The organism is Pseudomonas sp. TH07 (genome assembly GCF_016651285.1).
GTDB lineage: Bacteria > Pseudomonadota > Gammaproteobacteria > Pseudomonadales > Pseudomonadaceae > Aquipseudomonas.
In genome coordinates this window covers 5,257,123-5,271,887 of the sequence record NZ_JAEKED010000001.1, presented here as the reverse complement: position 1 = coordinate 5,271,887, position 14,765 = coordinate 5,257,123, and the positions used below count along the sequence as shown (strand labels likewise).

Here is a 14,765-nt window from a genome sequence, read left to right as displayed (position 1 = left end):
GTAAGGTCCCCCCGATGACAACGTGCAACGCCTTGCAAGTCCAAGCATTCAACTCCGCCGACGTGGCTGAACAAATCCGTGCCACACCCGGTTGGGTCCAGCATTACCAGCAGATGTCACCCGGGCATTTCGCCGGCCAGGTGCGCTACCTCGACCTGCAGGGGGTGGAGATCTACGAGGAATGCATGAACACCCGGGTCGAGCAGAACTTCTGCGCGCCACCGGGGGCACTGGCGTTCTGTTTCGATCGCAGCGACAACGCGCTGTACGTGCTCAATGGCGAAAGCCGCAACATCTGGATCACCCCGGAGAACTACCAGGAAGTGGCGGTGGTGTTCGGTGCCGAGTTCGTCCAGCGCCATGGCCTGAGTGTCGAGCGCCTGGAAGGGTTGTTCATGGCACCGCTCAACTCGGGGCAGAACGCGCTGTTCAGTCGCTGGCTCAGCGGCACTTTGACCCGCCTGTCCCAGACCTTCGATCCGCCGAGCAGGGAAGCCCTGACCCAGCAACTGCTCGAAGACTGCCTGTACATCCTCGACAACGCCTGCGTGCGTCTGGAGCGCGGCGCCATGCAGCGGCGTGCCGAGGAGCGTTCGATCATGAAACGGGTCGCGGAATGGGCCGCCGATGTGCCCGAAGAGACCCTCAACCTGCTGGAACTGTCCGAGGTTGCCGGGGTTTCCCTGCGTCAGCTGCAACACACCTTCAAGACCTACACCGGCATGGCGCCAAGCCAGTGGCTGCGCTTGCGGCGGCTCAACAGCGCGCACCGCGAACTGCTTGGTCGCAGCGCTGCGGACACCACCGTGGCCGAGGTCGCGATGCACTGGTCGTTCTGGCACCTGGGCCGGTTTTCCAGCAGCTACCGGGCCTTGTTCAAGGAGCTACCGAGCGAGACCTTGAAGCGTCGGCCTGGGGCACGCTGAAAAAATCGCCAGGGCTTATGGATTTTGGCCCATTTAAACTTCGGTTTCGACGAGTTATAGGACTGGTCTGATTTAGATCCTTTGAACTTAGGTTATATGCTCCGGCTCCCCGACTAAGCGGGGCGTTGTATCCCCATCTGGATGCATTAACTGTTCAGTAATAAGGACGTTTTATGAATGCGCTTTTAAAATGTGTAGCCTTGGCAACCGTTATTGCGGGTGCAAGTGGTTGTGTCAGCTACAACATCAGCCAGCCGTCGGCTCCGATCGACAGCGTAGTAAAAACCGACCTCAAGGCGGACGTGACAGTCGGTGAAGCCATCTCCGGTCAATCCTCGGTCAATATCCTGTTTGGTTTCCTCAAGTTCGGTGGCGACAGCGAATTTGCCGACGGCGTGGCCTATGGCGGCGACGGCGGCGGAGCCCTGGGCGGCCTGGGTTTCGATCCTGTCAGCGCAGTCAAATCAGCTGCGGCCTACAAGGCGGTCAAGGCTTCCGGCGCTGACCTGATCGTCGCTCCGCGTTATGAAGTCAGCGAAGAAAACTACTTCGTGTTCAAGAAAGTTGCGGTCACCGTGAAGGGCAATAAAGGCAATATCCGCAGTATCCGCTAAGGGTTTTTGCACACCTGCATACGGCTAAAAGTGAATTGATCTGTATACATGGAACGCTCGAATTAAATCGAGGGTGAAAAGTTCAAGGCAAGCAGTTAAATGGAATTTCCTGCTTGCTCTCGGTATTAATTTTTTGAATGGAATATAAGTTCAGGAAGAATCTTGTCTCTTGAAGCAGTGGTCTGTTTAGTGTGAATTAATGAGATTCAAACAGTTATTCCAGCCCGCCGACGCCTCCTTCTCAACGCCCAAGGCCGCCCGCAAGCTATTGCGCCTTTTCGCCTTGGTGTTGCAGTTCGCTTTATTCAGTGCGCTTTACGCCTACCTCATTTCAAGTTTCGAGGACGAAGTGTCGTTGCGACGGGGTTACCTGAGCGGGTCGATCTCCGTTGCCCAGCGTTTTTTCACCGGCAATGAGGTGCTGCTGCGCAATCTGAGCCTCTCGGCAGTGCGCAATCGAGGTGTGCAAGAAACCATACCTACGGTTTCTGATGAGGAGCTGCATGTACGCCTGGGGCGCGGCGAGGTTTTCTGGAGCCTGTGGCTTACGGAGCGCAAGCTCGATTACCTGCGCCAGAACAAAATCAGCCTGCTATACGTCGAGGCCGGCTCGAAACCGCAGATCCTGCATCTGCCGGGCGCCCGCCAGGAAGAACGGGTGGTGCCTCAGTCGGTGCTGCAAAAACTCGAACAACTGACATCCCAGGGCCTGCCGCCGGAAGGCGAGCTCTGGCTGCATGACACCTCCAGTCGGGCGCCGGAGTCCGGTTCTTCGCTGTACCTGTTCAGCTTGCTCGATGAGCGTGAACCCAGCTCGGGATGGCTCGGATTGGAGATTGAAGATGGTGATGTGCTGGCAGCCTTGAGCAGTGATCGGGTGGGTGAGTTTCTGGTGCTCAATGCCCAGGGCAACGAGGTATTCGCCAGCGCCTCGTACCCCAGCCTGAGCCAGGCGGTGTCGCAGTTGCAGGGTGACAAATATTTCGGCTTTGTCGGCCAGGGCTGGTTGCCCGACAGCATGATCATGCGCAAGCACCTGGGTTACACCGATCTACAGGTGATCTATGCCATCGATTTTCGCTCTGTATTCTTGGCATTGCGTGGACCCTTGTTGCTGGTCGTACTGTTGGGCATCGCCAGCGTGGCGGCCACCTGGCTGCTGGTGACGCGAATAGAAAAACGCCTGATCGCCCCGGCGATCTACCGCGACAAGTCGCTGGTGGAAAGCGAAGCCTTCAGCCGCGCGGTGATCCAGACTGCTCCGGTGGCGCTCTGCGTGCTGCGCCGCATGGACGGTGCGGTGGTCCTGCAAAATCACCTGTCCGAGCAGTGGCTGGGGGCTGGAGATGTTCGCGAACAACGTCGCCAGGGGTGGATTGGTCAAGCTTTTGACAGCCCGGCGGGAGAGGGCACGGATGAGTTCGAAACCTGTGGCCGACACCTGATCCTCAGTTATTCCGCGACCCGCTACCGTGGCGAGGATGTGCTGTTTTGCGCCTTCAGCGACATCAGCGCCCATAAACAGGTGGAAGCGGCGCTGGAACATGCTCGGCAATTGGCCGACACGGCGAACGAGGCCAAGACCCAGTTCCTGGCCACCATGAGCCATGAAATCCGCACGCCACTGTATGGCGTGCTCGGCACCTTGGAGCTGCTGGCACGGACCACCCTCAATACCCAGCAGACCAACTACCTGCATGCGATCGAAGGCTCGTCATCGACCTTGCTGCAGTTGATCAGTGATGTGCTGGATGTGGCCAAGATCGAGGCCGGGCAACTGTTTCTGGAAGAGAGCGAGATCTCTACGCTTGATCTGATTCAGGAGGTCATCGAAGGCTTTTCGGCAGCTGCCATCAATAAAGGGCTGCACCTGTATGCCCAGGTCGACCCCCAGCTACCCGAGCGCTTGAAGGGTGACTTGACGCGCATCCGGCAGATTCTGAACAACCTGCTGAGCAATGCCGTGAAATTCACTGAAAGCGGGCGAATCGTGTTGCGGGTCAAGGTCGAAAGTCGCGATGACGAGCGCGTCTGCGTGCTCTGGCAGGTCTCCGATACCGGCGCGGGTATTTCCGCAGAGCACCAGCAACTGCTGTTCGCGCCGTTTTATCAAGTGGGGCACAACACCGGCATGGTCGCCGGTACAGGCCTGGGCCTGTCCATCTGCCAACGCCTGACCTCGCTGATGAATGGCAGCCTGCGTGTGGTCAGCGAGCCAGGGCTGGGCAGCAGTTTTATCTTGAAGCTGCCGCTGGAGCAGGATTTGAGTGGTGATGCTCCGACCGCCCCACACCTGCTGCTCGAAACGGTTTACGTGGTTTCTCCGTCACGCGAGCTTGCCGAGAACATCTGCGGCTGGCTGCGTCGCTGGGGTGCCCGTGCGCAAATCGGCATTCATTCGGAGCAAGGGCTGGAAGCCTCCGCAGTCCTGGTGCAGGTGCAGGCTGGCGACCTTGAGCAACCCCGACCAGGCTTGAACATTCCGCTGGTCCAGGTGTGCGACAGAGTGAGTGTGAGCAGCGGTGATCGCAAGACCGCGTCGTGGCAGGTCAACCTCAGCAACCTGCTGGACCTGCGCCGCGCAGTCGGCCAGGCGCAAGGCAGTTACAGCCAGGCGGATGGCGCCCAGACCGGCGCCGTGGTGTTGCCGCAACTGGGGCTGCACCTGCTGGTGGCTGAAGACAACGCAATCAGTCGGCTGATCCTCAAGGACCAGCTGGAGGAACTGGGCTGTACGGTGCAGCTCGCCGCCGACGGCCACGAAGCGCTTGCACTGTGGCACGAAGGCGCATTCGACGCGGTGCTGACCGATATCAACATGCCCAACATGAATGGCTATGAATTGGTCGCCCAACTGCGCCGGCTGGGCTGTGACCTGCCCATTATCGGGGCCACGGCCAATGCGCTCAGCGATGAGCGTGAACGCTGCCTGGCGGCCGGCATGGATGAGTGTCTGATCAAGCCGTTTGGCCTGCGTGCGCTGTCCAATAATTTGCAACACAACCGGAGTAAGAGCCGTGCTTTATAACGTCCTGATCGTGGAGGACCACCCTTTCCAGTACGAGTACCTGCTGAACCTGTTCAAGGAATTCGGCAATGTACGAGTTGAAGCCGCTTGCGATGGACAGAGCGCGCTGAAACGCCTGGATGAGGTTGATTTTGACCTGGTCTTGACCGACCTGGTGATGCCCGGCATGGACGGCGTGCAATTCATTCAGCAACTGGCTTCCAGGACGTTGAAGCCGGCATTGGCAATCATGAGCTCGGCTTCCCAACGCATGATTATCAGCGCCAGCCTGGTCGCACAAAGCCTGGGCCTCAAGGTGATAGGCCAGTTATCGAAACCGGTGCTGTCCGGCTCGGTTCATAAATTGATGAAGGAACTCGACACCTGGCTCGGGGCCAGCCGCACCCTGGATATCAGCCTGCCGGTCTTCAGCCGGGAGATGCTGCAAGAGGCATTGGCTGCCGAAGTATTGCAGGCCTGGTTTCAACCGAAAAAATCCTTGGCCAATGGCCGCATCATCTCGGCCGAGGCATTGGCCCGCTGGCCTCATCCGCAGCATGGCTTGCTGATGCCGGCAGATTTTCTACCGGCAGTGGTGCGCTTTGGCCTGGAAGAGCCATTGCTGATGCTGTTCGTCAAACAGACGATTCTGGCCCAATCCCGTTGGCGCAAGCAGGGCTATGACATTCCGGTCTCGATCAATCTGCCTACTCATCTGCTAGACAGCGACAACCTGGCTGACCGCCTGTTCGACCTGGTGATCGAGCACGACGGCGTGCCGGGCATGATCGGTTTCGAGCTGATGGAGTGCTCCACCACCGACAACATCAGCAAATTCTATGCGGGCGCCTGCCGCCTGAGGATGAAGGGCTTCGGCCTGGCCCAGGACGATTTCGGCCAAGGCTACAGCTCCTATTTCAATCTGGTCTCGACCCCCTTTACCGAACTGAAAATCGACCGAGCGCTGGTGCAGGGCTGTGTCGAGAACAAGAGCCTGGCCCTGGCGATTGCCAGCATCGTCGCCCTGGGCCAGCAACTGGGCCTGGAGGTCGTGGCTGAGGGCGTCGAAAGCCAGGATGAGCTGGTGCTGCTGCGCCAGCTCAAATGCGACGCCGTGCAGGGGTTCCTGATTTCCCAGGCCGTGTCATCCGATCAATTCAACACCTTGTTGAGTGAGGACGGACCTCCGGCGAGCCATTGATTACCACCCTGAACGCAGAGCGTGCGCTGCCTTGTTCGCGGGGAGTGCTCCAGATGACCTTTTGTACTGCAAAGGGTTGCCGAACAGGGTGTCAGTCGACCGCTCTTCCTTTCCATTCTGGAACCCACCATGACTTCCGATAACGTCTCACCAGGCACTGTTGCCTCAAACTCCGGAATGCGCCGGGCCTCCGTCACCCTAGGGGTCGTCCTGTCGCTCTCGGGAGTCTGCTACTGGGCAGTGGAGCGCTTGTTGGACGAGCAGGTGCACAGGGCCACCCGCCATTTCGAACTGCTGATGGCGCAAGTGGGTGAGAACCAGGCGTTTTTACAGCGCCTGGCGAGAAAAGTGACCGCCCCTCAGGAGTTGCTGGAGCAGAACCTGACGCCGCTGCGCATTACCGAACTGTTTCAAACGCCGCAGCAGGTGATCTACGAAGGCCGGGAGGTTTCGTTCTCACTGCCTTTCAGCGTCATGGTGCCGGCGCACGCTAATCAGGCGATGCCCGATCAGGCGCCGTTCGTATTGGGTATGCACCTGGCCAACGACTACGGCGCGTTCTGGTCCGGCTCGCCTTATTCGCCGCCCCAGGTATTTGTCCTTACCCCGGGAGATGAATTCACCCTGGGCATTCCCGCGCTGGGTGAGAGGCGCGCCGATGGTTCGGTCCTCGACCCTGCCAGTTACCAGAAGGCCAGCGCTGAACTGCGCCTTTTGCTGCAGCAGGCCAGTGCTCCGAAGCTACGCGATGGTGTGCACTGGAGCGGTATGCAAGCGCCGGATAACTCAGCTCGGCAACTACAGGCTTATATCAGTATCGATATGCCGTACAAGCTGCTGCCGTTAGAGGCTCGGGGTCGTGAAGTGCTGGTAGTGGCGCAACCCGCGCTGACTCAAGTCAGTGGTTTTGCCCTTAGCCGGGAGGCGGCCTTTTTCGATGGTCTGAGCTTGACGCGACCCGACGGCAGGGTGCTGCTGGGCCCGCAAACGGAGGTCCGACCACTGCCCGAAGGCTTGAGTTTTTCCAGCCGCGGCCTGCACATAAAACTGGCCATGACCCAGGGTGAGCATTGGACCGCGGTGTATGACATCAGCTACCAACGCTTTGTGCATGACGCCCGGTGGCAACTGTTGGGGCTGCTTGGCCTGATCGCTGGCAGCCTGGCCCTGGCCTGGCTGGTCAATCGTTGGTACCAGTTGAAGGTCCGCCGGCCCCTGCAGCGCGCTTACGCCCAAGAGATGGAGAGCACACTGTTCAATCGCGCGGTGATCGACACGGCACCGATCGGACTGAGTGTGATACGCAAGCGTGATAACCGTTTGCTGCTGGAAAACCACCTGGCGCTGGGCACCTCCCAGTGGTTGCTGCAGGTGCTGGATGAGCTTGGAGACGGTGACATTGGCGAGTCCTGCGTCAAGGTCGATGGGCGTTATTTGCACCTGCGCTTCAGTACGGCCCGCTATCAGGATCAGCAGGTACGGATATGTGCCTTCAGCGATATCAGCCATCACGAGCAAAGTGCCGTAGCCCTGACCCTGGCCAAGCGCCTGGCCGAGGAGGCCAGCCGGGCCAGGACGATCTTCCTGGCAACCATGAGCCACGAGATTCGCACCCCGTTGTATGGCGTGCTCGGCACCCTTGAATTGCTGGAGCGGACCGCCCTTGATCCGCGCCAGCAGGATTACCTGAAGACCATCCAGTGCTCGTCTTCAACCTTGCTGCAGTTGATCAGTGACGTCCTCGACGTGTCGAAGATCGAGTCGGCGCAGATGCCGTTGGAGCTGGGCCGGTTTTGCCCGTTGGACATGGTCGAGGAGGTACTGGAAGCCTGCGCGGCGGCGGCGAATGCCAAAGGGCTGCAGATGTACGCCTGCATCGATGTCGAGGTGCCGGAGTACCTGGAGGGCGATCATGCGCGGATTCGGCAGGTGCTTGGCAACCTGGTGACCAATGCCATCAAATTCACCGATTTCGGGCGGGTAGTGCTGCGTCTCAAGATGCTAGGGCGCGAGGCAGGCAAGGTCAGCCTGCAATGGCAGATCACTGATACCGGGGTGGGCATTTCCCAGGCTCAGCAGGTGCTGCTGTTTGAACCGTTCTATCAGGTACGCCAGGGCAGTACCGACGGCGGCGCGGGCCTGGGCCTGTCGATCTGCTGGCGTCTGAGTCAATTGATGAACGGGCAGATTCACATGGTCAGCGAGCCAGGGTTGGGCAGCAGTTTCAATTTTTTCGTCGAGTTGGCGGTATTGCCAGGCAGCGATATCGATCACGGGGTGCCACTGCTGCGAGCAAGACCGGTGTACGTCCGGGCGTCGATCAAGGAACTGGCGGACAACGTCTGCGAATGGCTGAAACACTGGGGCGCCAACGCGCTGATAGCGCCAAGCCTGGTGGCCGAGCCGTTGCCTGGGGCGGTATTGGTCGACCTGCTGGGCCCACCGGGTAATGACTGTTGTTGGGGTGGCCCCAGGGTGATCGCCAGCAGCCAGGCGCGAGATGCGGTCGAACCGGAACAGGGGCTCTGGCCGGCCCGGATATATGCAATCAGGGACATCGCTCGGGCAGTGGCCGAGGCGCAAACCGGTGCCGGCGTAGCGCCTGCGAACAGAGGGCCTGTCGAGCGCGGCAAGTTGCCGTTACGGGTGCTGGTGGCCGAAGACAATCCGATCAATCAAGCCATCATCAAGGAGCAGCTCGAGGAGCTCGGCTGTCGCGTGGTGCTGGCTGCGGATGGACAGGAGGCCCTGCATCTCTGGTTGCCGGGTGCATTCGACGCAGTGTTGACCGATGTGAACATGCCGCTCATGAATGGTTATGAGCTGGCCATCGCGTTGCGTCAGTTGGACAAGCAGTTTCCCATCATTGGTGTAACGGCCAATGCCATGCGCGAGGAGGGCGAGCGCTGCCTGCAGGTCGGGATGAATGCCTGGATGGTCAAGCCCCTGACCCTGCAGGGGCTCTGGGACGGTTTGATGAGAGTCTGCAACGTGCAATACAACCTCGTCGCGGCGGCTTCGCTGGCACCTGGATCAATGGCTGACACCGAACTGGTCGAAGCGCCCGATCAGATCCAGGTCTCAACGAAAATGCGTGCGCTGTTCATCAGCACCATGCGCGAGGACATGGTGCGCGCACGCGACGCCCTGGCCGCACAGGACGCCAGTCAATTACGCAGCAGCCTGCATTGCATTCGTGGCGCCCTGGCAGTGGTGCAGGCCCAGGCCCTGGCTGACGCCTGCGGAGCCGTGGATCAGGCACTGGAAATCAAGACGCTTGATCAACCGCTGGCACGCAGGAGCGAACTGCTGTTCGCACGCATAGATCGTGCTGTTGCAGCCGTGTGAGAGCGCGGCGGGTGCAGGTCGTGATCTGACGAACTTAATCTTTGGACGAATGACTTCATGAAAAAAATCAAGATAGTTTTAGCTGATGACCATCCGGTGGTGTTGATGGGGGTCAGTGAGTACATCGAACGCGACAATCGCTATGAAGTCGTGGCCCAGGTGCAGAACTCAACGGAGCTGGTGGAAAAACTGCAGCAACTCAAGCCCGATGTGATCATTACCGATTACAACATGCCGGGGGATGAGGCCTATGGCGACGGTATCAAGTTGATTGAGTACCTGATCCGGCACTTTCCGGACATCCAGGTACTGATTCTGACCATGGTTTCCAACAACCTGATTCTGTCGCGGCTCTATGATGTCGGAGTTGCCGGGATCGTACCCAAGAGCAGCGACCTGAAGGAGATTCTGGTAGCGCTCAATACGTTGGCCAGAGGCCAGTCCTACCGCAGACCACTGTTTCATTCCCTACCCAGCGTGGTCGAGTGCACGGAGCCCGTCGAAGACCGGATTTCCAGCCTTTCGGTTCGCGAGTTCGAAGTACTGCGCCAGTTCGCCGCGGGCATGAGTGTCAATGAGATCGCCCATCTGCTCAATCGCAGCAAAAAGACCATCAGTGCCCAGAAGATCTCGGCGATGCGCAAGTTACAGGTCACTACGGATCATGAGTTGTTGAGCTTCTGTATCACGATGCGCTTGATTGTGTGACATGCCTTGCCTGAGTTCGTTTCAGAGCGCCTCCAGTTACGGGGAGGGGACTAAGGCTCTTCGGTCAACGGTTTCGGGCCTTGATCACTTCGGTATAAGACGCCTGTGATCATGCAGCATCGACAGTCAAGCTCATCAGCACGTATCACTTCCTGACGAAAACTCTCGTTCAATCCTGTCGGCTCATCAGGGAAGTTGTAATAGGAAGTTACGGGTCGAACGCTTTAGTACGTGTCCCAAGTCGAATGACGGACCCGTTGAGTATCATCCGCAGACCTATCCAATGCCCATGGCAATCATAAAGAAATGAGGTCCTTCATCTCATGTGGGCCTGTGGCGGGCACTTAAATTTTGCAACTCACCGCTCCTTGGTGTGGCAGGGAGTTACAGAGGGTGCATCTATCCGCCTGGTAGTTTTATACAGCGCTTTGTCAGGCCACCAAAGAAACAATCAACGGTCTGCAAATTAATTTCGGAATAGGGGCGGCTATCCATGATAGTCGGCGAGTTATCCTTTTTTGATCGTAAAGGAGGTGTCTGTTAGCGCATGACTGTTGGCAAAGTGAAGGACTGAACTATGCCCCCCTCATGATGGCAACTAACGACAAGCGCTAAAGAATAGAAGCTTATGCGTCATGCCCGTATGACGAACCAATAGTGGTGCTCTATGTTGTATAGGGGCCGGATTGCATCTTCGTAATCTACTTGGGGTTTGGCCTTGGGCGGTATGCTTGAAGAGTAATGACGTAATTGGTATGAGAGCCGCTTAGTGCAAATAGGACTGGTCTCATTAATCTTTGTCGGTTTAATTGGTTAAATGACTACTGCTGCATCCATCAACTATTAAAACTCGGTGTCACTATGAAAAGATTTTTTGCTTTAAGCCTTCTGTCTTCTGTTTTGGCTGTGCCTATGGCAGCGAACGCTGCTCTTAGTGAAGGCGGCGGCGGTAACATCAACTTCACCGGCGCTATCAAACAGGATAGTTGCAGTGTTCAAGGGCAAGGCACCAGTGATATTAACGTCCCGCTGGGTAACGTCCAGGCCTCGACCCTCGGCACTGCAGCTGCACCGGGAGCTATCTCCAGCACTGGCCAAGTCAATATTTCGGTGAAGTGCGATAAAGCGCACACTAAAGTTGCACTGAGCTTTGACCCACTGCCTTCTCAGCTTCAGGGCACTAACGTGTTGCACATTGATAACGCAACCGGTGGCGCCAAAGGTGTAGGTATTGTCCTGGTTGACGCCGCAGGTGCCGCAATGGACCTGAAAACCGACAGCTATACGGGCACTAGCGTTAACGGCACTACCAACCTTCAGGTTCGGGCCACTTACGTCATGACGGGTGACGCTGCAGCGGTCAAGCCGGGTACAGCCAACGCCAGCATGCCGTTTGTTCTGAAATACGAATAAGTTGTTTCTCGTTGTGAGAGGCGCTTGCGCCTCTCACACTTTTAGAGTGTTTTTCATGTCGCCTAAGTTTTTCATAAAAGCCATGAGTCTGGCGCTGATTACATTCAGTTTCGGCGCTCATGCTGCAATATCCCTAAGTGGAACTCGGCTGGTTTTTGCTGAAGGAAAAAAAGAGGAAACCCTCGTCGTACGTAATGACGGCAAGGATATCGTTGTTCAATCCTGGATTGAAAGTGAAGGGGAGGCTGATCTGCCATTTGCAATCACTCCACCTCTGGTCCGCGTAGGTGCCAAGCAACAACAACTATTACGTGTACTGTTCTCCGGATCCAGCTTGCCCAGCGATAGAGAGTCGGTGTTCTGGCTAAGTATTCAGGAAATACCCCAGTCGGCAGGAGAGGAAAACACCCTGCAACTTGCGGTGCGTCAGCGGATCAAGGTGTTTTATCGGCCAAAGGGTTTGTCCGGCACAGCCGGCGCAGCACCCGAACAACTGGAATGGCGACTGCTGAATACGTCTGATGGGCAACAACTGCAAATAAAGAATCCGACACCTTATTACACTACCTTGGTCGATCTGGTGCTTTTCGGCGTGAAGGAAAACAAAGTAACTGACGCGCGCATGCTCTCCCCAGGTGAAACCGTCACTCTGCCTATGAATAAAGTAATAGGCAGCAAACATCGCTTGGATTTTGGCAGTATCAATGATTACGGCGGGCGTGATCTATTTACTGTCGATGTCACCGAAGGCCAGTCCGCAAAAGCCAAGGGGCTATAGCGGATAATTCATAGCAATACCAAATCATGCGTTGGCCCTTGCTCTCGATTGTAAATGCAGAGGCATGACTTGGCCTATGTAACCCAACTACTAAGTGAATCATGATGTCGAAAGGTTATTTGCTTACAGGTTTTGGTCAATCTAGCCTCGTTATTACTCTGGAGAGTCGGCAGTCGTTCTGCTGGGCGCTTTTACTGGTTGCACTTCCAATAGTCGCACATGCTGATTCAGAGCAACTCAATACTGAGCCTAGGGTAAAAATCCCACTGTTGGCATTTAATACCGGGTTCCTGCAGGGTGGTTCGGCTCAACCTGCCGATGTATTGGCCTTGCTTCAAGGTGGTAGCAACGTTCTGCCTGGCAACTATCGGGTGGAAATTTACGTCAACGGCGACCTGAATGGCCGACGTGATATCGAATTCAAGCAAGAAACAGCAGGGGCGGAGGTACAGCCGTGCCTGACACCGGTCATGTTCAAGGACTTCGGTATCGATCTGCTCAAGTTGCAGAACCCGGAGCTGCTCGCACCCGAGAATGCCAATCGCTGCTACCCGTTGGATACGTTGATCGAGCAGGCCGAAGTCAAGTTCGACTCTGCCCGTTTGCACCTGTTGATTAGCGTGCCCCAGGCGTTTATGCAGGCTGGCGTTCGTGGGTATGTCGACCCGGCGCTCTGGGATGAAGGCGTCACTGCAGCCTTTATCAACTATCAGTTCAACATGCGTCGTAATAGCAGCGGCGGGACCAGAAGCACCTCGAAGTACCTGGGATTGCAAAATGGTTTCAACCTTGGGTCTTGGCGCTTGCGCAACGAGTCCAACCTCACCATGAACGAAGGCCAGCCAACCAAATTCTCCAGTAACCGCAGCTTTGTCCAGCGCGATATCACTGCGCTCAAGGCCCAATTGGCCCTGGGCGAGATCTATACCAACGGCAATATTTTTGACAGCGTGCGTTTTCGCGGCGCCCAGTTGACCTCCGATGATGCAATGCTCGCTGACAGCGAACGAGGCTATGCACCGATCATTCGCGGCGTCGCCGAAACCAACGCCACAGTCGAGGTGCGCCAGAACGGTTATGTCATCTACAGTACCTCGGTATCCGCGGGCGCCTTTGAGTTGACTGATATCTACCCCAGTGGCTCCAACGGTGACCTGGAGGTGACGGTGGTCGAAGCCGATGGTCGTCGCCGGGTTACGCGCCAGGCGTTTTCCAGTCTGCCGGTCATGGTGCGCAAGGGGCGCATGACCTTCAGTGTTGCCGGCGGCCAGTATCAGAGTAATGACAACAGTCAGCAGAGCCCTTCATTCGTCAGCACGGCGCTGGCCTATGGTCTCAGCGACGATATGACGGGGACCTTCGGCCTGCAGGTAGCAGAGAACTTCCAGGCACTGAACTTCGGGATAGGGCGCAATACACCGATCGGCGCTCTATCGGTCGACATCACCCAAAGTGCCAGCAAAATCCCGCAGCAGACTGACAAGGGCCAAAGTATCCGGGTGTTGTATGCCAAGACATTTGCCCAGACCAGCACCGACTTCACCCTGGCGGCCTACCGCTACTCCACTGAGGGCTACCGCAGTTTCAGTGACCATGTGCAGGACCTCAATCGTGACCTCACCTCCACGAGAATGGGGCGCTCTCGAGCGCGCCTGGACCTGACCGTGCAACAGAGCCTGGGAGAAAAGCAGCAGTACGGCAGCATCTACTTGAGCGCCAGCGATCAAAGCTACTGGAATAGCAGCACCCGTTCGCAAAGTATCTCTGCCGGTTACGGCAATTACTGGAAAAGCCTGAACTATTCCGTGAGCCTGACCCATACCCGTAATATCGCCGAGCGCGGTTCGGCCAGCAGCAATGACAGTCAGGTGGCGTTGTCCTTCAGCCTTCCGCTGGGAAGCACCGCCCACTCACCGCGGGCCACGCTGCGCATCCTGCGTGATCGCGAGGGCAACCAGAACACCCAGGCAGGCCTGAACGGCTATCTGGGCCCTGCTACCAACTACTCCTTCCAAGGCGGGCGGGACGGTCAAGGTGGTAACAGCGGCAACGCGAGTATTTCCACCGACACCGCGGTGGGCCGGATGGACCTCGGTTACGGCCAGGGCCCCGATTACAAGAGCTTGAACGTCGGTGCCAGCGGTTCGGTGGTTGCTCACGCCGGTGGTATCAACCTTGGCCAGCAGGTTGGCGAGAGCTTTGTCCTGGCCGAAGTGCCCGACACCCCCGGTGTGGGCATCATCAGCAATGCGGGAGTGACAACCGGGCGCAATGGTTTCGCCATCGTGCCCAATGCCCAGCCCTATCGCTTGAACTGGGTCAGCCTGGACACAGGGAACCTGGGAGCAGATATCGAACTGGAACAGGCAACCCAACAAGTGGTGCCGCGCCGTGGCGCAGTGGTGCTTGCTCGCTATCAGGCGCAGATTGGGCGTCGAGTGCAATTTATCCTGCGTCAGGCCGATGGAAAAAAGATGGGCTTTGGGGCCACCGTCGAGGATCCGGAAGGGAAACAGAGCGCCATCTCGGACCCTTATGGCATGGCGCTGATGCTGCTCAAGCAGGACAAGGGCTTGATGAACGTCACTTGGGACGGCAGCACCTGCCAGGCGCCGTATGACTTGCCCGAGCGCAACAAGGAGCTGAACTACGAACAGGCAGAGCTGAAGTGCAAGGGTAACTGACAGGTGTCGTTGCCCAGTACCTTCAAGTTCTGTGGTGGAAACTCAGGCCTGCGTTCGATATCACGCTGACAGCAATCCTTGGACTT

Annotated in this window: 9 protein-coding genes; all 9 read left to right on the top strand. The window is 57.4% G+C overall.

All coding sequences use genetic code 11. The annotated features are described in order from the left end of the window. Positions 1-14: 14 nt before the first annotated feature. Positions 15-926: a helix-turn-helix domain-containing protein gene (locus JFU57_RS24010; RefSeq protein ID WP_201130991.1), complete on the top strand. Its 912-nt coding sequence runs from the start codon at positions 15-17 to the stop codon at positions 924-926. Between the two features lie 173 nt (positions 927-1,099). Then, the gene (locus tag JFU57_RS24005) at positions 1,100-1,540 is read left to right on the top strand and encodes a hypothetical protein (RefSeq protein WP_078472941.1); all 441 of its coding nucleotides are present in this window, start codon (positions 1,100-1,102) and stop codon (positions 1,538-1,540) included. A gap of 199 nt (positions 1,541-1,739) precedes the next feature. Then, the gene (locus tag JFU57_RS24000; RefSeq protein WP_201130990.1) at positions 1,740-4,568 is read left to right on the top strand and encodes an ATP-binding protein; all 2,829 of its coding nucleotides are present in this window, start codon (positions 1,740-1,742) and stop codon (positions 4,566-4,568) included. After that, positions 4,558-5,748, top strand: a complete 1,191-nt coding sequence (locus tag JFU57_RS23995; RefSeq protein ID WP_201130989.1) for an EAL domain-containing protein — start codon at positions 4,558-4,560, stop codon at positions 5,746-5,748. The genes JFU57_RS24000 and JFU57_RS23995 overlap by 11 nt, the downstream gene beginning before the upstream one ends. 129 nt (positions 5,749-5,877) lie before the next feature. After that, on the top strand, positions 5,878-9,096 hold the full coding sequence (locus JFU57_RS23990) for a hybrid sensor histidine kinase/response regulator (RefSeq protein ID WP_201130988.1): 3,219 nt from the start codon (positions 5,878-5,880) through the stop codon (positions 9,094-9,096). 57 nt (positions 9,097-9,153) lie between these two features. Continuing rightward, positions 9,154-9,804: a response regulator transcription factor gene (locus JFU57_RS23985; protein ID WP_078472937.1), complete on the top strand. Its 651-nt coding sequence runs from the start codon at positions 9,154-9,156 to the stop codon at positions 9,802-9,804. Between the two features lie 861 nt (positions 9,805-10,665). Then, positions 10,666-11,217 carry a fimbrial protein gene (locus JFU57_RS23980; RefSeq protein ID WP_078472936.1) on the top strand — a complete coding sequence of 184 codons (552 nt, stop codon included), beginning with the start codon at positions 10,666-10,668 and terminating at the stop codon, positions 11,215-11,217. A 55-nt stretch (positions 11,218-11,272) separates the two neighbouring features. Beyond that, entirely contained in the window at positions 11,273-11,995 is a 723-nt protein-coding gene (locus JFU57_RS23975; protein WP_201130987.1) for a fimbrial biogenesis chaperone, read from the top strand. A 269-nt stretch (positions 11,996-12,264) separates the two neighbouring features. After that, positions 12,265-14,679, top strand: a complete 2,415-nt coding sequence (locus JFU57_RS23970) for a fimbria/pilus outer membrane usher protein (protein WP_242487545.1) — start codon at positions 12,265-12,267, stop codon at positions 14,677-14,679. Positions 14,680-14,765 lie beyond the last annotated feature (86 nt).